This is a genomic window from Bradyrhizobium sp. CCBAU 51765, from assembly GCF_015291725.1.
Classification (GTDB): domain Bacteria; phylum Pseudomonadota; class Alphaproteobacteria; order Rhizobiales; family Xanthobacteraceae; genus Bradyrhizobium; species Bradyrhizobium liaoningense.
Genome location: NZ_CP030038.1, coordinates 7,486,254 through 7,511,502, shown reverse-complemented (window position 1 = coordinate 7,511,502; position 25,249 = coordinate 7,486,254). Strand labels below are relative to the sequence as shown.

Here is a 25,249-nt window from a genome sequence, read left to right as displayed (position 1 = left end):
CATGCAGTTCGCTAGCCAGAGCGGAGAGCAGGAGGAACAGGCCTCGCCGACGATTTCGGCGGCGCTGACCGATTCGCTGTTCGAGGCGCCCGGCACGGTGCTTACCGGCATAGTGTTCTCGGCGTTCTCGGCCTCCTTGACGGCGCTCAAGACGGGACAGACGCTGCTTTGGCTATTTGTCCCGCTGCTCATTCTTGCGGGAGCCATACGCGCCTTCGATTTGAGCCGGTACCAGGCCACAAAATCGGTTCTGAGCGCAGAGCAAGCGGCGCGTTGGCAGCAGCGCTACCAGATCGGAGCGCTCATCCAGGCCGCGGCCATCGGTCTATGGTGTTCCACGACCCTGCTGAGCAATGAGGACGCCATCGCTCACATGATTGCCCTCTCGGTCACCACGGGAATCGTGGCGGGAGGAGCGGGGAGAGCTTACGGACGGCAGTGGATATTTCGTCTGCAAGCCACCTTGATATTCGGCCCGGCCGTGATCGCGCTGGCGCTGCACGCCACGCCTTACTACATGGCGATGTCGGTCGTGTGCGCCGCGTTCCTCTTCTCGGTCATGCGGCTCTCCGGCAACCTGCACAGGATATTCTTGCGCGCCGTTGTCGCGCGCGAGCGCGAGGCCGCGCTCGCCGGCCAGTTCGACACGGCCCTCAACAACATGCCGCACGGGCTCTGCATGTTTCGCATCGACGGCCAGCTCGCGGTGATGAACCACCGCTTTGGCGCGATGATGAATCTGCCCGACAATCTCACCCAGACCAGCACGACTGCGCGCGATATCATCGCCGCATGCGTCGAAGCGGGATCGATTTCGGCCGCCAGCGGCGAGGCCATCATCTCCGACATCGAGACCGCGCAGGCGAACGAAATCATCACCGCCGATCCCGATTCGCAAAGGAATCGTTCGCTGTCATGGACCGTCCAGCCGATGGCTGATGGCGGTGCGGTTTTGCTGCTCGAGGACATCACGGAGCGCCGCAACGCCGAGGCCAGGATCAGCCATCTGGCCCGCTACGACGATCTCACGGCGCTGCCGAACCGTGTCAATTTTCGGGACGAGATCGAGCGCTTGCTCGCAGTCGCGCGCCATTCGGAGCGTCTGTCGGCCCTGCTCTTCGTCGACCTTGACCAGTTCAAGCAAGTCAACGATACGCTGGGTCATCCCTGCGGCGATCAGCTTCTGTGTGCGGTCGCCAACCGCCTGCGCGAGATGCTGCGCCCCGAGGATTTCGTCGCCCGCTTCGGCGGTGACGAGTTCGTCGTCTTCCAGCAGAACATCTCTTCGCCCGAGGACGCGGCGGCGCTTGCCCGCCGTATCGTCGAACGGCTGAGCGAGCGCTATCGTATCGAGAATCATCTGGTCGAGATCGGTGCCAGCGTCGGCATCGCGCTGACCTTCCCGGGCGAGATCAGCGCCGATACGCTGCTCAAGAATGCCGACATGGCATTGTACCGAGCCAAGGCCGACGGCCGCGGCACCTTCTGCTTCTTCCGCGACGAGATGGCGGCGACCGTCGAGGCCCGTCGCATCCTCGAGCTCGACCTGCGCAAGGCGCTCTCCAACGAGGAATTCGAGCTGTTCTACCAGCCATTGGTCAATCTGAAGTCCGGCAAGATCACCACCTGCGAGGCGCTGCTGCGCTGGAATCATCCGGTGCGCGGCACGGTCTCGCCGGTCGACATCATCCCGGTCGCCGAGGACATGGGCCTGATCGTCGATCTCGGGCGCTGGATCCTGCGCCGCGCCTGCATGGAATGCATGAAGTGGCCGGACGGCGTCAGCGTTGCCGTCAATTTCTCGCCGCAGCAATTCCACCAGCGCGACGTCCTGAGCGAAATCCGCTACGCGCTCGAAGTGTCGGGCCTGCCGGCACATCGACTGGAAATCGAGATCACCGAGTCCTCGCTGCTGCGCAACACCCAGCTCACCCACGACATCCTGTCGCAACTGCGCGCGCTCGGCGTGCGTATCTCGCTCGATGATTTCGGCACCGGCTATTCCAGCCTCAGCTACCTGCACAATTTCCCGATGCAGAAAGTGAAGATCGACCGCTCCTTCCTCGAAGGCATCGATACCGACCGGCCGCTGACGCTGCTGCGCGGCGTCGCGCGGCTGTCCGCCGACCTCGGCATGGCCGTCGTGGTCGAAGGTATCGAGACCAACGAACAGCTCGAGCTGATCAGCGCCGACGGCACCGTGACCGAAGGGCAGGGTTACCTGTTCAGCCGGCCGGTTCCGGCGGTGCGCGTCCGCCAATTGCTCAATGCCTCGCATGGCCGTCGTATGCCTGACGACCAGCTCGCCATCGCGTCGTCGCGATCGGCCTGATCCTTCGTCGCGGCTCTTTCATTGCAATAGGCTCCCGCCAGCTCCGTAATATTGCGGGCCCCAAAAGGTTAACCCTAACAATTCTAAGTCTTTGCAATTTCGTTAAGGAACCATTAATCTGCTACTACTCGCGGAAGTTGCTTTGAGTTTAGAGGTAGCAGATGAAGTCCGGAGCCGAACCGAGCGCGGCGCTCCTTCCACGCGGCGCCGCGTTGTTTGACCGCATCGATTACCGACTCATCGAAACTCCCGAGGACAAGGACAACCTGTACTTGATGCGCTACCGCGCCTATTTGCAGGCCGGACTGATCCCGCCCTCAGAGTCGCAGCGGGTGACGGACCGTTTCGACGACGCGCCCAACGTCTGGAATTTCGGCGTCTACGTCGACGACGAGCTCTGCAGTTCCGTTCGCATCCACGTCCTGACGTCCGAATGCCGGATGTCCTACACCACGGAGGTGTTCGGCGACGTCCTGCATCCTCGGCTGGACCGGGGCGAGGTCTTTGTCGATCCATGTCGATTCGTTGCCGATCCCGAAATGCAACAGCGGTTCCCCGAACTGCCCTATCTGACTGTCCGGCTTCCCTTCGTTGCCTGCGAGCATTTCAATGCGGATGTCGGGCTCTCGATGGTACGGACCGATCATCAGGCGTTCTACCGCCGCGTGTTCCTGTCCGAGACTCTTACCGAGCCGCGTTCATTTCCCGGCTGGCCGACGAAGAAGGCCGTGCTGATGGCCTCGGATTATCCCAAGGTCCGGGAAAAGATCCTGACGCGTTTCCCGATCATGCGCTCCAGTGCGTTTGAGCGGCGCATGCTGTTTACACGCAGCATCCCGCGCCAGGCTGCCACGCGGCCGGCGCTGCTGACCACGCCGCGGAACCGGGATGTGGCGGCTCCGGCAGTCGGTTCGGCCTACTAGGGCGGTCCCCCCTCGATTCAGCCCAAAATTCCTGCAGAAGCCGGCGCTTTTGCCGGCCGTCGCGGCTTGCCTTCACCCTCGCGCCACATTTACAAATCATTAACCATGACGGTTGCTTTTCGCTGACTGGGGGCATTTGAGCGGCTGAGGCAAGGTTCCGTCAAGGTTGACGGAACGTTCGCTTAACCAACCCCCTGTAGACCGGACAGCAGTGGACTAACGTGAGCGTGGAGGCTCCGGAATGAAACATCCTATGCGTATCCTCCAGGGATTGAAGCTGGCCGCGGTGCTTGCCGTCGCACTGTCGATGGGCGCCTGCGCCAACAAGAATGCCGCGACGGATGCGATGGCCAATGCGGCGACGCCCGGCAGCCAGCAGGATTTCGTCGTCAACGTGGGTGACCGCGTGTTCTTCGAAAGCGACCAGACCGATCTGACCCCGCAGGCGATCGTGACCCTGGAGAAGCAGGCGCAGTGGCTCCAGACCTATCCGCGCTACAGCTTCACCATCGAAGGTCATGCCGACGAGCGCGGCACCCGCGAATACAACATCGCGCTCGGCGCCCGGAGAGCCCAGTCGGTGCGCTCGTTCCTCGCCTCGCGCGGTATCGATCCGAACCGCATGCGCACGATCTCCTACGGCAAGGAACGGCCGGTCGCCGTCTGTAACGACATCTCCTGCTGGTCGCAGAACCGGCGCGCCGTCACCGTCTTGAACGCGAGTTCCTGACGCTTCAGTCAGCCGCCGTTCAGCTTCGGAAATGGACTATGCCGGCGCCCTCTCGGGCGCCGGTTTCGTTTCAGCATTCTGTGACAGAAACCGCTTTGTAGCAGTCACATTTTTGGCGTACTCCACTTCAATGTGGGCGCGTCGAATGTTCCGTCGCAGGCCATTTCGCTTTTGTCGTCAGGGCAAGATGTCATCCAGAATTAAGGTCTTTACCGGCACCGTGGCGACCGCCGCGCTGCTCTCTTTGTGCTCGCCCGCATTTGCGCAACCGGTCTTCGCGCAGTCGGATGATGCCGACCCCGAGATGCGGATCGAGCGGCTGGAGAACCAGTTGCGCCAGCTCACCGGCCAGAACGAAGAGCTGCAATATCGCAATCGCCAGCTCGAGGAGCGGCTGCGGGCGCTCGAAGGCGGTGCGCAGGCCGCGCCCGGCCAGGCACCGAACGTTGCGGCGATGCCGCCCGCTCAAATCGCACCAACCCAGGTCACGCCGGGTTATCGCCAGCAGCAGCCGGCCGCGCAGCCGAATTACGAGCAGCCGCAGATCGCCGCCCCTGCGCCGATCATTCAGGAGCAGCCGGCACCCGGCGCGCCCGGCACGCGCCGCCGCGGCGATGCGTTCGATCCGAACCAGAACCCGAACGCGCCAGGCGCGCCGCGCGCGCTCGGCGGCGGGCAGCAGCCGCTGCCGGCGGGAGCCGGTGCCGGCGGCCGCAACCCGGGCGAGCCGCTCGACCTCGCCAACACCAGCCCCCGCTATCAGCAAGGCGTGCCGCCAGCCGCACAGCCCGGCTATCCGCCGGCCCAATCCGGCTATCCCGCGCCGGCCGCCGGCGGCGCTGGCCTGACCACCCTGCCGCCCTCGGCGACGCCGCGCGACGAGTTCGACCTCGGCATCGGCTACATGCAGCGCAAGGACTATGCGCTTGCCGAGCAGACCATGAAGAATTTTGCGCAGAAATTTCCGAGCGACCCGCTGGTCGGGGACGCGCAATACTGGCTCGGCGAGAGCTACTTTCAGCGCCAGCAATACCGCGACTCCGCGGAAGCCTTCCTCGCCGTCACTACCAAATACGAGAAATCGGCCAAGGCGCCGGATGCGCTGCTGCGGCTCGGGCAGTCGCTCGCCGCGCTGAAGGAGAAGGAGGCCGCCTGCGCCGCCTTCGGCGAGGTCGGCCGCAAATATCCGCGCGCCTCCGCCGGCGTCAAAGCGGCGGTGGATCGCGAGCAGAAGCGGGTGAAGTGCTGAGGCCCGGCGTTTCTGTCCTGACAACGCGGGTGGTGCTGCGCTAAACATCGCGATCATCCGCTGATGATGCTGGGGCGGGTCATGTCAGACGACGATTCTCCGATCTCGGCGCGCGAGGCGAAGCGGCTCTTCGCCGGCCTGAGAGCTGCGCCGGCGCTGGTGCTCGCGGTCTCGGGCGGGCCCGACTCGGTCGCGCTGATGTGGCTTGCGGCGCGCTGGCGGCGCAGCCTCGCGCGCGGTCCGCTGCTCACCGTCGTCACGATTGATCACGGCTTGCGGCGAGAGGCGGCGCGCGAGGCGCGCGAGGTCAAGCGGCTTGCGGCCGGGCTCGGGCTGCCGCACCGGACCCTGCGCTGGCGCGGCACAAAGCCGAAGGCGGGGGTGCCTGCGGCAGCGCGCGAGGCCCGTTACCGTCTGCTCGCCGACGCCGCGCGGGCCGCGGGCGCGAGCCATGTGCTGACGGCCCACACCCGCGACGACCAGGCCGAGACGCTATTGATGCGCCTCTTCCGCGGCAGCGGACTTGCCGGGCTGTCGGCCATGGCGCCCCTCAGCGAGCGCGACGGAATCGTGCTGGCGCGTCCGCTGCTCGATGTTCCGAAGTCGCAGCTGATCGCGACCTTGAGGCGGGCGAAGGTCGGCTTTGCCGAGGACCCCACCAACCGGGACACCGCCTTCACCCGGCCGCGGCTGCGCGCGCTGCTGCCGCTGCTCGCGGCCGAGGGCGGCGATGCGCGCAACCTGGCGCGGCTCGCGGCAAGGCTGGCGCGGGCCAATGCGGCGGTCGAGGTGCTGGCCGACGGCGCCGAGCGCTTCCTCCATTTGCGGGATCGCGGCGTTGCGCCGCAGGCGGGGGGCCGAAGCTTCGAGGCCTCGGCCTTTGCTGCGCTGCCGGAGGAGGTCCGGCTGCGGCTCCTGCTGCGGGCGATCAACGCGCTCGGACATGAAGGCCCGGCGGAACTCGGCAAGGTCGAAACCCTGATGTCCGCACTGGACCAGGCGGTGGCCGCAGGTCTCCGCGCCCGCGCGACCGGCCGGCCGGTCCTGAAGCAGACCCTCGCGGGAGCCTTGATCAGCCTTGCCGGCGGGCGTATCCACATCGCGCCGGCACCGGCCCGGCGGCGCACCGGGAGATGAGCACGAATAAGGGCGGATCATGGCACCGGCCGTTTCGCATCCGCGCCGTCAGGCCACCTTAACCAGGCCGGAAAACCCCCGATCGGGCGCCATTATTTCCGCGGGAATCGCGCTAAGATGGGATAAATAGTCCCATCTCGTTCCCTTGGCAGCGACCGGGGCGGCACCTAAATTGTATCCGTCTAACGATGAGGATTCCTTGGGATTTCCTCGCATTGACCAAAGCCACTGCCCAAGGATCAGGGTTGCGATCCGCGCGACCACGAAGGAAGATCAATGAACGCCAATCTGCGCAATTTCGCCCTCTGGGTCATCATTGTCTTGCTGCTGTTGGCGTTGTTCACGCTGTTTCAGAATCCGGGTCAGCGGGCCTCCTCGCAGGACATCGCCTTCTCCCAGCTCCTGAGCGAGGTTGACCGCGGCAATGTGCGCGACGTCGTGATCCAGGGGCCTGATATCCATGGCACCTTCACCAACGGCTCGAGCTTCCAGACCTACGCCCCGAACGATCCGACGCTGGTGAAGCGTCTCTACGACAGCAAGGTGCAGATCACCGCGAAGCCGCCGGGCGACAACGTGCCCTGGTTCGTCTCGCTGCTGGTCTCCTGGCTGCCCTTCATCGCGCTGATCGGCGTGTGGATCTTCCTGTCGCGGCAGATGCAGGGCGGTGCCGGCAAGGCGATGGGCTTTGGCAAGTCGCGCGCCAAGATGCTCACCGAAGCGCATGGCCGCGTCACCTTCGAGGACGTCGCCGGCGTGGACGAAGCCAAGCAGGACCTGCAGGAGATCGTCGAGTTCCTGCGCGACCCCGGCAAATTCCAGCGCCTCGGCGGTCGCATTCCGCGCGGCGTGCTGCTGGTCGGCCCTCCCGGCACCGGTAAGACCCTGATCGCGCGTGCGGTGGCGGGCGAAGCCAACGTGCCGTTCTTCACCATTTCCGGTTCGGACTTCGTCGAAATGTTCGTCGGCGTCGGCGCGAGCCGCGTCCGCGACATGTTCGAGCAGGCCAAGAAGAACGCGCCTTGCATCATCTTCATCGACGAAATCGATGCCGTTGGTCGTCACCGCGGCGCCGGCCTCGGCGGCGGCAATGACGAGCGCGAGCAGACGCTGAACCAGCTGCTGGTCGAGATGGACGGCTTCGAGGCCAACGAGGGCGTGATCCTGATCGCGGCGACCAACCGCCCCGACGTGCTCGATCCCGCGCTGCTGCGTCCGGGCCGCTTCGACCGCCAGGTCGTGGTGCCCAATCCGGACGTCGTCGGCCGCGAGCAGATCCTCAAGGTTCACGTTCGCAAGGTGCCGCTGGCCCCCGATATCAACCTCAAGACCATCGCGCGCGGCACCCCGGGCTTCTCCGGCGCCGACCTGATGAACCTCGTCAACGAGGCTGCGCTCACCGCCGCCCGCCGCAACAAGCGGATGGTGACCCAGGCCGAGTTCGAGGAGGCCAAGGATAAGGTGATGATGGGCGCCGAGCGCAAGTCGCTCGTCATGACCGAGGAAGAGAAGCTGCTGACGGCCTATCACGAGGGCGGCCACGCCATCGTCGGCCTCAACGTGCCCGCGACCGATCCGATCCACAAGGCGACCATCATTCCGCGCGGCCGTGCGCTGGGCATGGTCATGCAGCTCCCGGAGCGCGACAAGCTGTCGATGTCCCTGGAGCAGATGACCTCGCGCCTTGCCATCATGATGGGCGGCCGCGTCGCCGAGGAACTGATCTTCGGCCGCGAGAAGGTGACCTCGGGTGCCGCCTCCGACATCGAGCAGGCCACGCGTCTTGCCCGCATGATGGTGACGCGCTGGGGCCTGTCGGAAGAGCTCGGCACCGTCTCCTATGGCGAGAACCAGGACGAGGTCTTCCTGGGCATGTCGGTGTCGCGCACGCAGAACGCCTCCGAGGCGACCGTCCAGAAGATCGATTCCGAGATCAAGCGTCTGGTCGAGGAGGGTTATCAGGAAGCGACCCGCATCCTCACCGAGAAGCGCGCCGACCTCGAAGCGCTCGCCAAGGGACTGCTCGAATTCGAGACGCTGACCGGCGACGAGATCGTCGACCTGCTCAAGGGCAAGAAGCCGAACCGCGAATCCGTGCTCGAGCCCACCACGCCGCGCGCCTCCGCGGTGCCCCCGGCCGGCAAGTCGCGCCCGCGGCCCGATCCGGATCCCGGCCTGGAGCCGCAGCCGCAGGCCTGATCGCAAGCGGCAGACCCAATTGAAGAACGCGGCGGAAACGCCGCGTTTTTTTATGGGCCTGCGCGCGTTCGAGAGCCGGCATTCCGGTGGCTCCCTCATGCAAAGCGAGCACCGCCGAACCAGGGCACTTCTGTTCCGTGGGCCATCGTTCGAGCCTAGGCCGTTTTGCCACAGCCATCTCGGCTGAATCGGTTGCGGTCGGTCAAGAAAGGGGGGCCTTGACGGCGTTAGGGTCGAACTCGTCAAAGGAGGATACATGGCTTTCAAGGATGTTCTGTTGACCCTGGCGAGCTATCCGGAACCGACGCCGGTCTCGGCGATCGACGATGCGGTTTCGATAGCCGCCGTCCTGGATGCGCACCTCGCAGCCATTTCCTGCGAGGTCCATGCGGAAGTGCGCGGGAGCTTGCTTGGGGATGTCATCTTGGACATACCCGCCCTTGTTGCGAGCGAGGCCGCCAAGAGCCGCCAGAATGTGAAAGCGCTGCTCGCGGCGTTCGAAGCGTCGGCCGTGAAATACGGCGTTCGGCATGAGACCATCTTCGAGCAATGTGCAACCTACGGCGAGGCGGCACTGCTGGTCGACTATGCAAGGCATCGCGATCTCACGATCATGGCGGTGCCGGAATCCCATGATCGGTGGTACGCTGAGGAGGTGATCTTCGAATCCGGCCGGCCGACGCTGATCCTGCATACTGCCCCGCGATCGCGTCCGTTCCAGCTCGATGCCGTCAGCGTGGCCTGGGACTTCAGCCGCGCCGCTGCGCGAGCGGTTTCCGACGCGCTTCCTTTGCTCGAAAAGGCGAAAAATGTGCGCATCGTGACTGTCACGAATGAAAAGGCTCTGGAATCCAAACATTCCGCCGAAGAACTGGCGAAGAACCTGGCTCGTCACGGCATCGAGGTTGTCCTGGACAAGATCGATGCCGGCGGCAAGCCGATTGCCGAGGTCCTCGAGGCCTACGTGCTGTCTCGCGGCATCGACGTCCTCGTGATGGGCGCGTACGGAACGCCGCGGTGGCGGGAATTCGTGCTCGGCGGCGCGACCAGGGGTCTGCTGTCCAAGCCGCCGATCCCGATTCTGTTTTCGCATTGACGCTTGGCCATGCAGGACGTCGGAATAGATGCCAGTCGGCAACCTGCCATCAGGAAAGCGTCGCCAGGTTCGACAAGGCTGATCAGATCGCTCACGCTGACGCACGCGGTGCTCTACGGGCTCGGCGTGACGATCGGCGCCGGAATCTACGTCCTGGTGGGGGTGGCCGCCGCGCGGAGCGGGATGCACGCGCCTCTGGCGTTTCTCGCTGCTGCGGTCGTGATGGGCATGACCGCGGGCACCTTTGCTGAACTGGGCACCCGACTGCCGGTTGCGGCGAGCGAGGCGGCCTATGTCCAGGCCGCATTTCACCGCAAATGGCTCGGCGGTGCCACGGGGCTGCTCGTGGTCGCCGCAGCGACGATTTCAGGCGCAACCATCACCGTTGGGAGCGCCGGCTATATCGGCGTATTCCTGCCGCTGCCTTCGGCCTGGATCGTCGTCGGCGTCGTGCTTGCAATGGGAGCGATCGCCTGCCTGTCCGCGGTTCAGTCCATCAGCTTCGCTGGGCTGATGACGGTCGTGGAAATCGGAGGATTGATCCTCATTATCGGAGCCGGCCTATTCCAGGGCGACGCCCTGGTCTCGCGGCTGCCCGAGTTGTGGGTTCCCATGACTGACCTGACAGCCTGGACGGGGATCGCACAGACCGCGCTGCTCGCCGTATTTGCGTTCATCGGGTTCGAGCATTTGGTGAACATCTCCGAGGAAATGAAGAGTCCTTCTCGGACTCTGCCTTGGGCCCTCTTCATCACCCTCGGCGTGACGGCGCTCCTCTACGTTGCTGTCGTCTGGATTGCGGTGGTCGCCGTGCCGCCGGCCGAGCTCGCGCGCTCATCGGCTCCTCTTGCCCTGGTGTTTCAGCGGCTGACAGGGCTTCCTCTCTCGGTGTTGAGCGCGATTGCGGTGGTGGCGACGCTCAATGGCATCATCGTTCACATGATCATGATCGGGCGTGTGCTGTACGGCCTGGCGGATCAGGGCAGTCTTCCGTCTCTTCTCGCGAGGGTGAACGCCAGAAGCGGTGCCCCGGTGGTTGCAACCCTCTTTGGGGTTGGCGCCATTCTGATCCTCGCGCTCGGCATTCCGCTGACAGGATTGGCCGAATGGACTTCACGGCTGACGCTTGGAGTATTTGCCCTGGTCAACCTCGCGCTTCTTCGGATCAAGGCGAGCGAACCGAAGCCGCCTGCCGGCGTGTTCCTGGTGCCCGCGTGGGTGCCGGTCGCGGGGCTATTTACAAGCGCCGCGTTGCTCCTGATCGACCTCGTCGGCTGGCGCGCGCTGTGAGTTCGGGCGAGCACGGCTGCGCGGCGAGCGGCACTATGCCGGAGATGGTCTGGCAGGACAGGTTGCGATCTGGCATCGCGATCTCGTGGCGCTCGTGGCCGCGGCGAATGCCGGCCAGATTGCAGAGCCAACGGCGCCGAGGGTGGCGGGGCGATACGAGGAGTGCGGCACGCAGCAGCCCCCGATTGGTCGCGCAGACCGGCCTGGCAAGACTGTTCGGCGGGAGCAGTAGCAGTGCCAGCAGCAGCGACCGGCGAGGCGCCTTGGGGCGAATGCGGGAACACTCAATAAGAACTTAACGCTTGCGTTCTAGTTTGGCCCGCCATGTCTGACCAGGTCGCCCACAGCGCGGTTCAACCGTTTTCGGCACGTGCAGCGCTCCCTTGGCTGGTGGGCCTCAGCGTCTATGCGGCGCTGCTCATCGCCGGGCCACGGCTGCTCGGAGATCCCGACACCTATTCTCATGTCGAGCTCGGGCGCTGGATCATGGCGCACGGCGCCCTGCCGACGAGCGATCCCTTTTCGTTTTCCAAGCATGGCGCGCCCTGGATCACCTTCGAATGGCTCTCTGAGGTCATCTACGCGGCCGCGTACGTAATTTCGGGCTGGCCGGGCGTCGTCGTCGTCGCCGCGGCGGCGATAGCGCTCGCCTTTGGCTTGCTGACCTTTTTCCTGCTGCGTGAGCTTTCGCCGACCCAGACGCTGCTCATGGTGATCGCCGCCGTCATCCTGTTGGCGCCGCATATGCTGGCGCGACCGCACGTCCTCGTCCTGCCGGTCATGGTGATTTGGGCGGCCGCCCTGGTGCGCTGCATGGATCGTGGAGGGCCTCCGCCATACTGGGCCCTGCCGCTGCTGGTGCTGTGGGCCAATCTTCACGGCAGTGGAGTGCTGGCTCTCGGGCTGATCGGCCCTGCAGGGCTCGAGGCGCTGCTGCGCGAGAAGCGAAGCGAATGGCCGCGCGTGCTGCTGCGGTGGCTACCCTTCACGGCACTCGCAGTCGCAGCCTCCTGCCTGACGCCCCACGGGCCGGAACCGCTGCTCATGCCGCTGACGACACTCGGCCTCGGCCCCGCGCTCGCCTGGATCGCGGAATGGCGACCGCAGGATTTCGGCCATGTCGGCGGTTTCGAGCTGCTGCTGCTGGCTGGAATCTTTGCGCTCTCGCGTGGCGTGACGCTGCCGGTCGTGCGCGTCCTTGTGGTGCTCGGCCTGCTCCATTTCGCGCTGGCGCAGATGCGCAATGCCGATCTGTTGGCCATGCTGGCGCCGCTCTATCTGGCAGCCCCTCTGGGGCGGAGATTCGGCGGTGCGGCCGCGGACGATGCGGCCGTTGCGTCGCGCGGCCTCACTCTGGCCGGGCTCGGCGTGTTGATCGCGGCGAGCGGAGTGGCGCTGGCGCATGACGTCAGGCCGGCTCCGACCATCACGCCTCAGGCAGCCATCGCTGCAGCCGATCTCGCCAAGGCTGGGCCCGTGCTCAACGACTATTCCTTCGGCGGCTATTTGATCTTTGCCGGCATACCGACCTTCATCGATGGTCGCGCCGAACTGTACGGTGGACCGTTCATCGACCGCTACAATCGTGCCCTGGCGCTGATCGATCTCGGAGATTTTCTCAACTTGCTGGAGGAATACCGCATCGGTGCGACGTTGCTCGCACCGCACACACCGGCGGTAGCGATGCTTGACCGGCTGCCCGAGTGGCAGCGCGTCTACAGCGACGGCGTGGCGGTCGTGCACAAGCGGCGGGAGACGCCGCAAAGATAGGCAAAGGGCGTGTCGAATCCGACATATCGGCCTCCGGACAACACGCCCGTCCGGCGCCTGGTCACGCGTCGTCAAGTCACTCGTTGATAGCGTGGATCGCGGGTGGGGCCGCCGCCTCGTTGCGATCGAAGCCGGCTCGCGTCTGCACCACGTAGAGCGGGCGGCGCTTCACCTCGGCGTGGATGCGCCCGACATAGAGCCCCACGATGCCCGTCATCAGCATGTTGATTCCACACAGCAGCGACATGAGGACGATAGTCGAGGACCAGCCGGTCACGAGGTGGCTGTCGTTGCCGAGCCACATCAGGACCACCCAGCCGCCGTAGAGCATTGCGAGTCCGGAGACCGACAATCCGCACCAGATCGCCAGCCGCAAGGGCAGGTCGGAAAAGCCAAGTGCGGCATTCATCGCAAGCCGTACCATCTTGAATAGCGGGTACTTTGTTTCGCCCGCTACGCGCTCGAGGCGGTGGAAGGCGACCTCGGCCTGCCGGAAGCCGAGCCAGGCGATCATGCCGCGCACGAAGCGGTCCTGCTCCGGCATCTGCCGAAGGGCGTCGAGCACCTTGCGATCGATCAGGCGGAAGTCGCCGACATCGGCGGGGATGCCGACGGAGGACATCCTGCCGAGAAGCCGGTAGAACAGATGCGCGGTCGCACGCTTGAAGCGGCTTTCCCCCTCGCGCGACAGGCGGCGGGCGTGAACGACGTCGTTGCCTTCCTGCCATTTTGCGATCAGTTGCTCGATCACTTCGGGCGGATCCTGCAGGTCGGCATCCATCACGATGATCGCGTCACCTTGCGCGGCGTCCATACCGGCGGTGATGGCGACCTGGTGACCGAAATTTCGCGACAGGCCGATATAGCGATAGCGCGGCTCGCGCGTGGCGAGCGCCTGCAGCACGATCGAGCTGGAATCGCGGCTGCCGTCGTCGACGAAGATCGCTTCTGCCGGCCCGTCGAGCCGCGACAATACCAGCTCGAGACGGCGCAGCAGGACCGGCAGCACGGCTTCCTCGTTGAATACGGGGATGACGAGGCTGTAGCGGATCGATCTGGGCCTGGCCGCCATGCGAAAGAGTCCAATTGTGTTTCAGGAGCGGGACTCTAGCGCGCCGGTGGTTAAGGTCGCATTGTCGCAACGATTAAGGATCTATTGCTCCGGGGCCCATGTCGCGGGCTTAAACTACCCGGAGACGAAAGGGCGGAGCAGCTGGATGGTGCCTGATTGTCCACGTTGTGCCGAACGCACGAGGACGATCCATCCCGATCTCATCGCGCTTCAGGACCGGCGACGGATCCTATAGAGAACAAATCGATCCGAACTGTCCAACAGCTGGAGCAGATCCGGCAGCGGATTCGCGGCAGGCGGCCCAACCAAATAGAGATAGTCGTAGTCCCGGTACCACGTGCGGACGAGGGGCGGGGCGTTCGCCGGCGGCTGGCCTGCCGCAATCGCAACAAGCAGCCCTGACGGCACTATTCCTCCGTCGGACAGCGCAAGACGGCGCACGGCCTCGCGTGTCCGTACGGGTTGCTTGCCGGTTTCCGTGAAGAGATTGATCACGAACGCGTCGGCATAGTGCACGGCCAGTGTCGGCGCATAGTACATCGGATACGAGGTGAGGTCGGCGAAGGGCGGATCTCCATTGTCGCCGGTGCTGCCAACCAGGACGCGCGAGCCGCGATCAAGCTTGCGGAACGACTCGATGATGGCCGCATACTCGGTACGGTAAGGCAGCCACACCGCGAGGACGACGGTGAGATTGATCAATATGATGCAGCTGATCGCGGCGAGCGCAGCCATTTTCCACGCTCGGCCGGGCAGCGACAGCGAGCAGAAGGCGGGCAGGATCAGGGCCGCGGCGGGAATGATGCGGAGGTCGGCGAACGAGGTTCCGAACAGTCTCGAAGGAATGACCAGGTACAGCAGCGCAAGGCCGATCGCGAGCCAGATCCCGGCTGGCTCGAGCTTGAGGATGCCGCGCCTTGTGGCGAAGTACAGCAAGATCGCGAGCGTCAGCCCGGTCGCCGCCGCTGCCGTCAAATTGTAGCCGTTCATGATGCGGAGCGGCCAAATCGGCTTGAACCCGAGGAACCAGCTCGAACCTTCCCCTCCGATCGAGCCGGCAGTCAGATGCATGACCACGAACAGCGCCAGCGCCGGCAGGGCCAGAGCGACGAGCCGCGCAGCGGCGACCGGGTACGCAATTCGCTGATGGCGGAAGCGCCAGAGCTCGTAGAGACCAAGCGTCGCGCCGTAGATGCCGAGTGAAAAGAAGTGCGCCACGAACAGCGCAGCGACGAAGACCAGGTTGGCGGCGAAACGCAGCTGCCATGGGCGTTCTGCCAGCATCAGATAGACGGCGATGCCCCAGAGCGCGAGGCCCAGTCCGAACTCGAAATTCACGAAACCCCAGCTGAACGGCAGGCAGTAGAGGAAAGCGAGCGCGGCGAAGCCGGCAAGGTGAATCCGTCCCTTTCGGGTCCATTCGAGCAGCAGCGCGCCCCCGACGACCAGCAATTGGCTCAGCAGCAGAAACAGCCGTGTGGCGTTCTCGACGCTCATCAGCCGCGCCATCTGCGGGACCAGCAGATCCATCCCGAGATTGGGATAGAACGCCCACACCACCTCGTAGTGCGGATTGGTGTTGGAGGTGCCGTTCTGGCTCAGAATGTACATGCGGGCGAGGTGATTGGGATAATCGACCATCGCGGGGATCGGGGTCAGCAGCACCGGAAGAAACGAGACGGCCGCCAGCACTGCAAGAACGCCAATCGCCAGGGATCGGTCCGAGTGGAGACGATCCGGAATGGTCAAGGTCGGCCTGTTGGAAGAAACCATGTCGTGGGATCGTTGGGTCTGAGCGCGGTATGCGAGGTCTTGTCTGCGTCACGTCTGCAAGGACCGGCCGCCGCCCGGATCCGGCCGCCTGCACGGAGTCCCGGCCGCGGGCCTAATCGCGAGCGGTCGATCGAGTTGAAGACAGCGGCGGAATTCCCGACTCGCGAGACTTCGCCTGGCTATGCACCCTTCCGAACGCGAGGCCGATGAGAGCGATGGTGAGGAGCGGTGATAGACGTCCCGCAGGTACATAAACCGCAGGGCTGAGCAGCGGGACCATCCAGATGCCGAGTCCGATCAGCCAGTCGAGAAGGCGCGGCGCATCGATCGATGCGGCGAGCCACAGCACGATGGCGACCGCCAGCAGCGTCGCATCATAGGGGCCCGAATGTGGGGCCGCCAGCACGGTTGCCGCAAGCAACACGATCAACTTGCTGTCGCTGTTCAGCGAGAAGCGAAACGCCACGAAGGTTGCTGCCGCGCTCGATACGATCGCGCCCAATTGCAGGATCGAGGCGATCCGCTCCGGCACGCCCAGCAGTACCGCGCAGGCCCACACGCTGTGACCCCAGATGCGGCCATAGGCCAGCCATTTCTCATCAGGGCTGACCAGATTGTTGAACGCCTGTGGTATCCACCGAATCCACAGCTCGATGCCAAAGATCATGACGCTTGCGAGCGCCAGTGCGAATGCCGAGCATGCCGCCGCACACAGGCCGCGATATTGGCGCAGACCCAGCAGCGCGAACGGAACGAGCAGAAAGAATTGCGGCTTGAAGCTCAGGAGTCCGAGGATGGCGCCGCCAAGGAGCGGCCGCGGTCCGAGTAGCCTGACGCCCGCCACCAGCAGTGCGGCGACGAGAAACGCGCATTGTCCGTCGGCCAGATTGAGCGATGCGGATGGCGAGACCAGCACGGCAGCGATGATGTAGGGCGTCAGTTGCGGCTGCTCGGCGCGGTTGCGAAGCGCCCAAGCCAAGAGGCCTGCGGTTGCAGCCTGGAATGCAACATAGGAGCCGGCAAAACCGAGCGGAGCGAACGGCAGCAGCAGAACGAGAAAGCTGGGCGGATAGAACCACGGGCGGAACGCCAGGGGCACCGTGAGCCACGATGCGAACGACTGGTTGAGATGCGCGGTGAATGCCTCGGCATCGAGGACCAGCGCGAGCTTGCCGGCAAGGATCGATCTGATGGCGCCGTAGAACACCATCCAGTCAGTGCCGGGGGCGATGTGGTTCAGTCCGATCCGTCCGGGATGGACGAAGGTCGAGATCAGGATGCCCCAGCCGAACAGCGCAGCGATCGACAAGGCCGGCAGGAACATCAGGGGGATTTCGATCCGGCGACGCGCCGGAGCGGATATCGGCGGTTGAAGGGACATGCTCATTTGCGAACATCCTTCGGGATCTCCGCTCCCGGCGCCACGCCGGCCTGCCCGTCGTCCCGCACATGGATCACCGCAATATCGTCCGCATAGATCCGCTTCCAGCCCTTGAGCTGGTCGAGGATCTGCGGGCCCGGCGCGTCAGCGACCAGGAGCGTCGCGTCGATCCTGTACTCATCCAACAAGCGCGGCAGCAATTCGGGCTTCTTGCCCTCCGTCGCCTTGAAGAAGTCCACGACGAATTTCTCGCCATAGAGCTCGGCGCGGCCGTCGACGAAGACAGGGATGTCGCGCGAGATCAGATAGCCGCCGAACTGGTAGGCGTTGAAGATGCGCCGCACCTTGCGTTGCTCGAGCAGATCGACCGCCGCCACCGGCGTCTGCGTCATCGTGAAGGTGAAGCGGTGGTGTCCCAGATAGAGCGATGTCGAGGTCCAGCTTGCCGCCACGATCATCAGCGCGCCGAGCGTAGTGACATGGCGGGCCGGCCAGCGGTCGGCATCTGCGGCGTCGGGCGCCGGGCGCGGGAACATCTGGCCGAGCGGCTTTGCCAGCACCAGCGGCACCAGGAACGCAAATGCCTCGATGCTTCTGACATGGGTCAGCGCGCTCCAGGTCAGGAACAGGATCAGGAAGATCCGGGGCGCCGACAGCACGAGGCCCCGATAATAGCCGAACGCGATCAGGCCGAGCAGGGCGCCTTCGAACGAGGTGAACGTGGCGAAGTTCGCCGGCATCCATTCGAAGATCAGCGACAGCAGCTCGCCGAGGCTGAGGATGTTGGTCGCGCCTTGCAGTGTCCGCCAGCCGTAGGGTGTGCAGCAGCTCGCGATCAACGCACCGATTCCGAACAGCACCCAGCGCATGAACAGGGCAAGCCGCCGCCCCTTCTCGGCATGCTCGACCGCCTCGAGCGAGATCGGACCGATCAGCGCGAGGCCCAGCACGAAGCCGCCGTGCAGGTTCGCCCAGAGCGCCATCAGGGGGAGCCAGGTCCAGGACGGCGCGCTCTTGCGGTCGGCAGCGGCCATCAGCAAGCCGACCCACGCCACCATGACGGGCAGCGCCAGAATATGCGGACGGGCGAGCACGTGATGCATCGACAGCAGCAGCGCCAGCATCGCGAACAGCACCGCGCGCGGTGCCTCGATCTGCGCGTCGAGAAAATGGACGAAGATCGCGGCGGTGAGCGCGACACCGATCGCGGTGATGATGACGGGGCCCGCCCAGCCCCAGTGCGTGTAGGAGAAGGCGAACAAGACCTGCGACAGCCACGACGTCGAGATCCAGGCTTCGCCGGTGCGCGTGAAAGAGTAGAAGTCGGTGTACGGCACGGCGCCGTGATCGAGGATCCATTGCCCGATCTTGATCTGCCAGAACGAGTCGGAATCCTGAAGCAGCGTGTCGCCGAGATAGAGGAAGAACAGGTATGCGCCGGCACCGACGCACAAGGGCACCAGAGCCCGCGCGCGGCTCTGAACCGCGATACTGTTGGCAAGGGAAAGGGACATGCCGCCTCGTCGTCCTGTTGTTCTCGTCGGGTCGGGCATGATCCGGAAAGTACGTAGCGGTATTCCGAGGAGATCACGCTCAAACAATCACCTGAAGCGCGATGAACGGGTCATCTCATCGCGCTTCAGTCCGAGCGGGCGGCATTGGACCATGGCGGTCATAACTTCGGGTAAATCGGCCGCGCCGGGCCGTGTCCCGACAATTTAACTGGTTGTTTTGGATTTCGATTTACCATCGGCGAATACTCGCAAACCATCCGATGTTTACGTAGTCGGATTAACTGCGGCGCAATTCTTTGCCTCTACGTTCGGTTCCATGGTCGGGCGGCGCTGGGAAGCCGGAAAGACCAGATCAGTTGTAAGCCTCGTGTACCCATTTGGAGCACTCTATGAAGAACCTCGTTGCGCGTTTCGTGAAGGATGAATCCGGCGCCACCGCCATTGAATACGGCCTGATCGCTGCCGGCATCGCGCTGGCGATCATCACCGTCGTCAACAATCTCGGCACCACGCTGAACACCAAGTTCACCTCGATCTCGACCAGCCTCAAGTAAGGCCAGGACGAGCTGCGAATTTTCGAGAGCCCCGTCCCTGGCGGGGCTCTTTTTCGTACGAGGCGCCTGCAGCCGGATGGCTTTAGCGAGCATGATCCTGGACGCAGCTTCGCCAGCGCCTCATTGTGAACCGGACATTTCGTGAGCCGGACATTTCGCCGCAAAAGCGACCTGAGAGCCGGCCGCAGGCTTCGCAAAGGATGGCCGTAGCGAACGGTTCCGCACCCGTCTGTTCGTTTGCGCAACGCGCGAAGGCTGACGGTCCCGTTCGGCAATCAGCGTGACGCGGAGGGCGACCGCACCGGCGCGTCGTCGCGGACGTGAACCACGGCGATATCATCCGCATAGAGCCGCTTCCATCCCGGCAGATGGTCCATGATTCTGGCGGCGGGAACGGTGGTGTTCAGCAGCGTCGCGTCGATCCGGTAGGTCTCGAGCAGGCGCAGCAGGGTGTCCACGTTCTTGCCTTCGACGGCATCGAAATAGTCGAGCACGAACTGCTCGCCATACAGCTCGGCGCGGCCATCGATGAAGCTCTTGATGTTGCGGGTGATCAGATAGCCGCCGATCGGAGCGGTGCTGAAGATCCGTTGCGCGTGCCGTTTTTCGAGTATGTCGACCGCGGCCGCTGGCGATTGATTGCCGATGAACGCATACCGGCTCGGCGTGGCATAGGACCGCGTGATGCTCCAGCCGGCCGCGACGATGGCCAGCGCCGCGATTGCGGTCAGGGCAAAGGAGGGGCGCGCCTCGCTTCCCTTCAGCGCGAGCGCTCTCGTCACTCCGAAATGTTCGGCGAACGGTTTGGCCAGCACGAGGGGCGTCAACAGCGCGAAGGCCTCGATGTTTCTGACGTGGTTGAGTGCCGCCCAGATCAGCCCGAGCAGCAGGAATATGCGGGTCCATGACAGCACCACCCCGCTGTAATAGCCGATGGCGATCAAGCCGAGCAGGCTGGCGCCAAACAGGTCGAGCGAGCTGAAGTCGGCCGGCATCCACTCCCAGATCAGCGAGAGCAGCTTGCCGAGGCTGAGGATCTTGGTCGACGCCAGGAGCGTGTTCCAGCCATAGGGCGTGCAGCAGCTTGCGGCGAGCGCGGCAAGGCCGAACACGGCCCAGCGCGCCGCCAGTGCAAATCGGTCCTTGCGATCGCAGGACGCGATCGCATCGAGGCCGATGGCTCCGATCAGGGCGAGGCCCATGACGAAGCCGCCGTGAAGATTGGCCCACAGCGCCATCAGGGGCAGCAACAGCCAGGACGGCGCGCTACGCCGATCGGCGGCCGCCAGCAGCCCGCCGACGAAGGCCACCATGACGGGCAGCGCCAGCATGTGCGGGCGCGCGAGAAAATGGCCCATCGACATGAAGAGGAGCGGGGTGACGAGCACGAAAGCGCGTGCCGGCTCCAGATAGGGCTCGAGCAGGTAAACGAAGATCGCCGCGGTCGCGCCGATCGCGAGCGATGTCAGGATGACCACGCCCGACCAGTTCGATGGCTCGTAGACCAGTGCGAACAGGACCTGCGACAGCCAGGAGCTCGAGATCCACGCCTCGCCGGCGCGCGTGAACGAATAGATGTCGGTGTAGGGCATCGCACGGTGTTCGAGGATCCACTGCCCGATCTTGATCTGCCACAGCGTATCCGAATCCCGCAGCATGATGTCGCCGATGCCCAGGAAGAACAGGTACACGCCGACGCCGATGCAGACCGGCAAAAGCCAGCGCGCGACGCCGCGGACCGGAACGCTGCTGATGACGGAAATCGACATTGGAGTCTCGGGGGTGGGCGACCGCGCGCAACGGCGCATCAGGACCTGAGCACGATCGCCTTTAAGTTGGGGTAAACCGCACCGGTTTTCCATGTCAGGCCGTGCAAGGATGCGTTTACCATCTGCTTACGTGCAGCTCGGAGCTGCGCCGCGCTCGCATCCGCATCTTACCGCTAGTAAACTGCCGCACAAAGGCCGCAGCATTTCCGACGTTCTCATTTATATCTGCGGCCCCCCGCATCCATTGTATCGATGCCTGAGACACTCCTTCGCCGCCATCCGCGAAACTGGCAGCGAGCCGGTAGGCCGCTGGAAAATTCCCCGCCGTCATAAGCGCCTGAATTTGGGAGAGTTGATCCCCACTATAGGTAAACATATTTAGCCCCTTTGTTCTATCGGCCGCCAACGGTCATGGACGAAATGAACGCCTCGACCTGCTGCAACATGCGCGGCCAGACACTCATCGGCTTCTCGGAGTCGAGTACGCCTAGGCTAACCGCCGAGCCGTCGGGCAGCCGTCCCCAGATCGTGCACCGTGCGCTTGGTTGCTGGGTTGCGGCGGGACTGCATCCTGCACTGATGATCGAGCCGAAGAAGATCGGCTCTGTCGAAGTGATCTCAACCTGTTGGCCTCGAGTAATTTTTCGAAAGAGGCCGTCGGGCGTTGGTTGGCCACCTTCTGCAACAGGATTAATCGAGCGAGACGATCTGTATATGCCCAGAGGGAAAATGCCCACGAGCTCTGCGCGGCTGGCATCCTGGCTCGCCCAGGCAGAAAGTTGCTTGGGTGGAAAGGCAATGCGATCAACGACCGCAGGCGGGTCCTGCGAATGTTGACAATATTGTTTGGCGCGGACGCCGTTCGGAAAATAATCCCGAGTGGGCAGCGCTTCTAGTGGCGAATAATCTGGCTGGAGCGCAGCGGGAATACGATACTCAGTCCCGTTAAACTGCAGTCTAACTGGATCAGCACGCTCGCAAGCGGCTTGGCCAAATGCGTGCGCCACCTCGAGAGATAAAAGAATAATGCAGGCGGACAGGCCCAGGAGCCGATTCATGTCGCACGCTCCGTTCTTCCATGAGACCCCCCACACCGCAGATCGACAGCGCCGATCTCGATCGAACTTTCGAAATTGCCCGGCAGTGAGGGTCGACGCCATCAGCACACTGCGCGCGACTGAGGTCAACGTCCGGCTGTGAGCAGGATAAAAGAACCTATAAGTTTATGATCGCAGCGCAATCACAGGCGGAACAGCGACCACTGAACTCAAATCGTGGCGGTCCAAGCCCTCGAAGAATACTCGTTCGGGCCGAGCGATGGGTTTGTTGCACGTCGAACGGACCGGCCAAGTGCGATGCTGATCCCGCGCTGCTCTGGACAAACTCCCAGCGTTTGGACGGCGGCCTCGACAAAATGCCGTCGATGCAGGCTTGACGCCTCCGTTCGCTCGCAATGACGCTTCACGCATTTCCCATCTTGTCATTCATCCTGAATAGTTGTTCAGTCCTTGCGGGGCGATTTGCATCTTTTGACGTGACGAAGCGTTTGGCCGCAGGGGCGTGTGGCCGGCGTGTGGGACAGGAAGCGCGCCATGGTTTATCGGCGGACGCATCAAGTGGTGAAGCGCCTTGCGGCGCGGCGCAGCGCGATTCTGGCGGCGGCGCGGGACGCGGCCGCGGAAGGCGGAATGGCGGCGGTGCAAATCGCGCCCGTCGCGGTCCGGGCCAATGTCGCGGCCGGCACGGTCTACCGCTACTTCCCCTCCAAGGCCGACTTGATCTCCGAGCTCATTGCCGAGGTCTCCCGCGACGAGCTCGCGGCGATCCGGAGGGCAGCCGATGCCGCGCCGGGGCCGTCCTCGGCGCTGGCGGCGGCCGTGACCACCGTGGCGGTCCATACCCTGTCGCAGCGCAGGCTGGCCTGGGGCATCCTGGCCGAGCCTGTCGATGTCGATGTCAGTGCTTCGCGCCTCGCCAGCCGGCGCGAGATCGCGGGCGAAATCGCCGCGCGAATCGATGCCGCCGTGCGCGCCGGTCACCTGCCGGCTCAGGATACAGCGCTCGCCGCCACCGCATTGCTCGGCGCGCTGCACGAGGCCCTGGTCGGGCCGCTCGCCCCCGACAATCTCGATGATCCCGTCAAGATGCGCGATGCGGTGCAGACCGTGACGCTGCTGGCGCTGCGTGCGGTCGGCGTCATGGACGCCCGCGCCCGCGGCCTCGTGGTGCAGCAGACGCTGCTGCCGACGACGAAGGCGCTGGTCGGGGCTTGAAAAATCGCGCTGCGCGCGAGGTGTCGACCTCATCGCATTCAGGTCATTGCCCGCGCATGCTTTTTCGCGACATCCCAGCAAGCCGGCCGGTTCTGGCCGGCTACTGTGCATGGGGTTGTTTTTCGACTTTTTGTTTGGCCGCCCCGGCGGGCCTCACATGTTGGCGTCGCCCTCGGGGCCGACCGAGGCGATGCGCACCATGTTGGTGGTGCCGGGGATGCCGAGCGGGACGCCGGCGACGATGATCACGCGCTGGCCGGCGCGGACGAAGCCGTCCCGGAACGCGATCTGGCCGGCGCGGCTCACCATGTCGTCCTGGTCGCGCGCGTCTTCCGCCACCACGCAATGCACGCCCCAGGCCACGGCGAGCCGGCGGCCGGTGGTGATGTTCGGCGTGATCGCCACGATCGGCGGCTTCGGCCGCTCGCGGGCCACGCGCACCGCGGTCGAGCCCGAACTGGTCCAGCAGATCAGGGCGGGCAGGTCGAGCGTCTCGGCGATCTGCCGGGCGGCGTCCGCGATGGCATCGCCCGCGGTGGATTCAGGGGCGGGACGCTGGGCCATGATCACCGACCGGTAGGTCGGGTCGCGCTCGACCTCCTCGCCGATGCGGTTCATGGTCGAGACCGCCTCGACCGGGAATTTGCCGGCCGCCGATTCCGCCGACAGCATGATGGCGTCGGCGCCCTCGTAGACGGCCGTGGCGACGTCGGAGACCTCGGCGCGGGTCGGCACCGGCGACTGGATCATCGATTCCAGCATTTGGGTCGCGATCACCACCGGCTTGCCGGCGCGGCGCGCCATCCGCGTCATCTGCTTCTGCAGGCTCGGCACGCGCTCGAGCGGCAGTTCGACGCCGAGATCGCCACGCGCCACCATCAGCGCGTCGGAGGCCTCGATGATGTCGGCGAGGCGATCGATCGCCTGCGGCTTCTCGATCTTGGCCATCACGGCGGCGCGGCCGCGGATCATCTTCTTGGCCTCGATGACGTCGTCGGCGCGCTGCACGAACGATAGCGCGATCCAGTCGACGCCGGTGACGAGGGCCGCCTCGAGGTCGGCGCGGTCCTTCGGCGTCATCGCCGAGACCGGAAGGTCGGTGTCGGGCAGGCTGACGCCCTTGCGGTCGCTCATCCTGCCGCCGACGACGACACGCGTCACCGCGTGCTCTTTCGAGGTCTCCTCCGCGATCAGCCGCACCTTGCCGTCGTCGAGCAGCAGCGCATGGCCCGGCCGCAACGCAGCCAGGATCTCCGGATGCGGGAGATGGACGCGCGTGGCATCGCCCGGCGCCTTGTCGGAATCCAGCGTGAAGGTCTGCCCGTTCTGGAGCTGGACCGCGCCTTCGGCAAAGGCGCCGAGCCGGAGCTTGGGGCCCTGGAGGTCCACCAGGATGCCGATCGGCCGGCCATAGCTGCTCTCGACGTTGCGGATCGTCGCCACCAGCTCCCGCATCTTGTCATGCGAGGTATGGCTCATGTTGATGCGGAACAGGTCGGCGCCGGCCTCGAACAGGCGGCGGATCATCGCGAGGTCTGAAGAAGCCGGTCCCAGGGTCGCGAGAATCTTGATACGGCGAAGACGCCTCATGGCTTATTTCCAGGCGGGGACGAGGGCGCTGGCGGGAGGCCAGGCGCGGCGGGGGGCGTACCACCGGGCGGGCCATTGGGCAAACCCGGAACGCCGCCCGGGCCAACCGGGCCGGGCAGGCCAGGTACGCGTTGCTGCGCCGGCTGTTCGTTGGCGTCGGTCAGTTGCACCGTCCAGGCCCGCTGCTCACCGGTGTCGACCTCGAAATAGCCGGTCCGGTCATAGCCGCGCGCGAGGCAATCCTCGGTGCCGCGGATGGTGAACTCCTTGTCGCGCGAGCACATGAAGGCCTGGCCCGACCATTCGCCGCCGCGGTCATAGTCGATGGCGTAGATGTAGTAGTAGCGGGCGACCAGCGTGCCCCGGAGCAGCGTCTCACAAGAGCGCGACGAGATGTTCCACCAGCCCTCGGTGGTCCAGCCCTCGGCATCCTTGTAGCCGAGCGCGATCCCGACCCGGCTCGAAGTGTTGTTGCAGAGGCGGAAATCGGCGGAGGCCGGGCTGGCGCAAAGGCACAGCAGGGCGACGACCAGCACCGGGACCAACCGGGCAAGCAGGCGAAGCGGGAAGCGGGGAGATTCGGCAATCATTGTCGCG

Annotated in this window: 19 protein-coding genes; 11 read left to right on the top strand and 8 right to left on the bottom strand. The window is 64.7% G+C overall.

What is annotated here, in order from left to right; translation table 11 throughout:
- Position 1 precedes the first annotated feature (1 nt).
- The 9 genes from XH96_RS34780 to XH96_RS34740 all read left to right on the top strand — a co-directional run bounded on the left by XH96_RS34780 (position 2) and on the right by XH96_RS34740 (position 12,726).
- Positions 2 to 2,332 (top strand): bifunctional diguanylate cyclase/phosphodiesterase, encoded by a 2,331-nt coding sequence (locus XH96_RS34780; RefSeq protein WP_194389834.1) that lies wholly within the window; start codon positions 2 to 4, stop codon positions 2,330 to 2,332.
- Between the two features lie 161 nt (positions 2,333 to 2,493).
- Positions 2,494 to 3,255, top strand: a complete 762-nt coding sequence (locus XH96_RS34775; RefSeq protein WP_194389833.1) for a hypothetical protein — start codon at positions 2,494 to 2,496, stop codon at positions 3,253 to 3,255.
- Between the two features lie 241 nt (positions 3,256 to 3,496).
- Positions 3,497 to 3,985, top strand: a complete 489-nt coding sequence (gene pal / locus XH96_RS34770; RefSeq protein WP_018641585.1) for a peptidoglycan-associated lipoprotein Pal — start codon at positions 3,497 to 3,499, stop codon at positions 3,983 to 3,985.
- Positions 3,986 to 4,172: 187 nt separating this feature from the next.
- Entirely contained in the window at positions 4,173 to 5,234 is a 1,062-nt protein-coding gene (ybgF, locus tag XH96_RS34765) for a tol-pal system protein YbgF (protein ID WP_194389832.1), read from the top strand.
- Positions 5,235 to 5,315: 81 nt separating this feature from the next.
- Positions 5,316 to 6,371, top strand: coding sequence for a tRNA lysidine(34) synthetase TilS (tilS, locus tag XH96_RS34760; RefSeq protein WP_194389831.1), 1,056 nt, complete (start codon positions 5,316 to 5,318; stop codon positions 6,369 to 6,371).
- Positions 6,372 to 6,647: 276 nt separating this feature from the next.
- Positions 6,648 to 8,570, top strand: a complete 1,923-nt coding sequence (ftsH, locus tag XH96_RS34755; RefSeq protein ID WP_028180163.1) for an ATP-dependent zinc metalloprotease FtsH — start codon at positions 6,648 to 6,650, stop codon at positions 8,568 to 8,570.
- 256 nt (positions 8,571 to 8,826) lie between these two features.
- Complete coding sequence (locus tag XH96_RS34750) at positions 8,827 to 9,666, top strand: universal stress protein (RefSeq protein ID WP_194389830.1); 840 nt, start codon at positions 8,827 to 8,829, stop codon at positions 9,664 to 9,666.
- A 9-nt stretch (positions 9,667 to 9,675) separates the two neighbouring features.
- The gene (locus tag XH96_RS34745) at positions 9,676 to 10,956 is read left to right on the top strand and encodes an APC family permease (protein WP_194389829.1); all 1,281 of its coding nucleotides are present in this window, start codon (positions 9,676 to 9,678) and stop codon (positions 10,954 to 10,956) included.
- Positions 10,957 to 11,280: 324 nt separating this feature from the next.
- Entirely contained in the window at positions 11,281 to 12,726 is a 1,446-nt protein-coding gene (locus XH96_RS34740; RefSeq protein WP_194389828.1) for a hypothetical protein, read from the top strand.
- A 76-nt stretch (positions 12,727 to 12,802) separates the two neighbouring features.
- Here XH96_RS34740 and XH96_RS34735 read toward each other — a convergent pair whose 3' ends face one another.
- From XH96_RS34735 to XH96_RS34720, 4 genes are all read right to left on the bottom strand, one after another.
- Entirely contained in the window at positions 12,803 to 13,798 is a 996-nt protein-coding gene (locus XH96_RS34735) for a glycosyltransferase family 2 protein (protein WP_194389827.1), read from the bottom strand.
- A 210-nt stretch (positions 13,799 to 14,008) separates the two neighbouring features.
- Positions 14,009 to 15,571, bottom strand: coding sequence for a hypothetical protein (locus XH96_RS34730; protein WP_194389826.1), 1,563 nt, complete (start codon positions 15,569 to 15,571; stop codon positions 14,009 to 14,011).
- Positions 15,572 to 15,683: 112 nt separating this feature from the next.
- A complete protein-coding gene (locus XH96_RS34725) occupies positions 15,684 to 16,958 on the bottom strand; it encodes a glycosyltransferase family 87 protein (protein ID WP_246789880.1) in 1,275 nt (424 codons plus the stop codon).
- A complete protein-coding gene (locus XH96_RS34720; RefSeq protein WP_194389825.1) occupies positions 16,955 to 18,466 on the bottom strand; it encodes a hypothetical protein in 1,512 nt (503 codons plus the stop codon). The genes XH96_RS34725 and XH96_RS34720 overlap by 4 nt, the downstream gene beginning before the upstream one ends.
- A 389-nt stretch (positions 18,467 to 18,855) precedes the next feature.
- Between XH96_RS34720 and XH96_RS34715 the strand changes: the two genes are divergently transcribed.
- Positions 18,856 to 19,020, top strand: coding sequence for a Flp family type IVb pilin (locus tag XH96_RS34715; RefSeq protein WP_027545569.1), 165 nt, complete (start codon positions 18,856 to 18,858; stop codon positions 19,018 to 19,020).
- Between the two features lie 275 nt (positions 19,021 to 19,295).
- On the opposite strand, the gene XH96_RS34710 is transcribed toward XH96_RS34715, so the two are convergent.
- Both XH96_RS34710 and XH96_RS34705 read right to left on the bottom strand, forming a co-directional pair.
- Positions 19,296 to 20,789, bottom strand: coding sequence for a hypothetical protein (locus XH96_RS34710; RefSeq protein ID WP_194389824.1), 1,494 nt, complete (start codon positions 20,787 to 20,789; stop codon positions 19,296 to 19,298).
- Positions 20,790 to 21,181: 392 nt separating this feature from the next.
- Positions 21,182 to 21,847: a hypothetical protein gene (locus XH96_RS34705; RefSeq protein ID WP_194389823.1), complete on the bottom strand. Its 666-nt coding sequence runs from the start codon at positions 21,845 to 21,847 to the stop codon at positions 21,182 to 21,184.
- A 534-nt stretch (positions 21,848 to 22,381) separates the two neighbouring features.
- Between XH96_RS34705 and XH96_RS34700 the strand changes: the two genes are divergently transcribed.
- The gene (locus XH96_RS34700) at positions 22,382 to 23,062 is read left to right on the top strand and encodes a TetR/AcrR family transcriptional regulator (protein ID WP_028180633.1); all 681 of its coding nucleotides are present in this window, start codon (positions 22,382 to 22,384) and stop codon (positions 23,060 to 23,062) included.
- A 153-nt stretch (positions 23,063 to 23,215) separates the two neighbouring features.
- Here XH96_RS34700 and pyk read toward each other — a convergent pair whose 3' ends face one another.
- A complete protein-coding gene (gene pyk, locus XH96_RS34695) occupies positions 23,216 to 24,652 on the bottom strand; it encodes a pyruvate kinase (RefSeq protein ID WP_194389822.1) in 1,437 nt (478 codons plus the stop codon).
- Positions 24,649 to 25,242 (bottom strand): DUF1036 domain-containing protein, encoded by a 594-nt coding sequence (locus XH96_RS34690; protein WP_194389821.1) that lies wholly within the window; start codon positions 25,240 to 25,242, stop codon positions 24,649 to 24,651. Before XH96_RS34690 ends, pyk begins: the two co-directional genes overlap by 4 nt.
- Positions 25,243 to 25,249: the final 7 nt, after the last annotated feature.

Bases quoted from the DNA above. Each gene is read 5' to 3' on its own strand.
- pal (WP_018641585.1), top strand. From the start codon at position 3,497: ATGAAACATCCTATGCGTATCCTCCAGGGATTGAAGCTGGCCGCGGTG.
- XH96_RS34745 (WP_194389829.1), top strand. From the start codon at position 9,676: ATGCAGGACGTCGGAATAGATGCCAGTCGGCAACCTGCCATCAGGAAA.
- tilS (WP_194389831.1), top strand. From the start codon at position 5,316: ATGTCAGACGACGATTCTCCGATCTCGGCGCGCGAGGCGAAGCGGCTC.
- pyk (WP_194389822.1), bottom strand. From the start codon at position 24,652: ATGAGGCGTCTTCGCCGTATCAAGATTCTCGCGACCCTGGGACCGGCT.
- XH96_RS34715 (WP_027545569.1), top strand. From the start codon at position 18,856: ATGAAGAACCTCGTTGCGCGTTTCGTGAAGGATGAATCCGGCGCCACC.
- XH96_RS34725 (WP_246789880.1), bottom strand. From the start codon at position 16,958: ATGAGCATGTCCCTTCAACCGCCGATATCCGCTCCGGCGCGTCGCCGG.
- XH96_RS34690 (WP_194389821.1), bottom strand. From the start codon at position 25,242: ATGATTGCCGAATCTCCCCGCTTCCCGCTTCGCCTGCTTGCCCGGTTG.
- XH96_RS34780 (WP_194389834.1), top strand. From the start codon at position 2: ATGCAGTTCGCTAGCCAGAGCGGAGAGCAGGAGGAACAGGCCTCGCCG.
- XH96_RS34735 (WP_194389827.1), bottom strand. From the start codon at position 13,798: ATGGCGGCCAGGCCCAGATCGATCCGCTACAGCCTCGTCATCCCCGTA.
- XH96_RS34710 (WP_194389824.1), bottom strand. From the start codon at position 20,789: ATGTCGATTTCCGTCATCAGCAGCGTTCCGGTCCGCGGCGTCGCGCGC.
- XH96_RS34730 (WP_194389826.1), bottom strand. From the start codon at position 15,571: ATGGTTTCTTCCAACAGGCCGACCTTGACCATTCCGGATCGTCTCCAC.
- XH96_RS34720 (WP_194389825.1), bottom strand. From the start codon at position 18,466: ATGTCCCTTTCCCTTGCCAACAGTATCGCGGTTCAGAGCCGCGCGCGG.
- XH96_RS34740 (WP_194389828.1), top strand. From the start codon at position 11,281: ATGTCTGACCAGGTCGCCCACAGCGCGGTTCAACCGTTTTCGGCACGT.
- ybgF (WP_194389832.1), top strand. From the start codon at position 4,173: ATGTCATCCAGAATTAAGGTCTTTACCGGCACCGTGGCGACCGCCGCG.
- XH96_RS34700 (WP_028180633.1), top strand. From the start codon at position 22,382: ATGGTTTATCGGCGGACGCATCAAGTGGTGAAGCGCCTTGCGGCGCGG.
- XH96_RS34775 (WP_194389833.1), top strand. From the start codon at position 2,494: ATGAAGTCCGGAGCCGAACCGAGCGCGGCGCTCCTTCCACGCGGCGCC.
- XH96_RS34705 (WP_194389823.1), bottom strand. From the start codon at position 21,847: ATGAATCGGCTCCTGGGCCTGTCCGCCTGCATTATTCTTTTATCTCTC.
- ftsH (WP_028180163.1), top strand. From the start codon at position 6,648: ATGAACGCCAATCTGCGCAATTTCGCCCTCTGGGTCATCATTGTCTTG.
- XH96_RS34750 (WP_194389830.1), top strand. From the start codon at position 8,827: ATGGCTTTCAAGGATGTTCTGTTGACCCTGGCGAGCTATCCGGAACCG.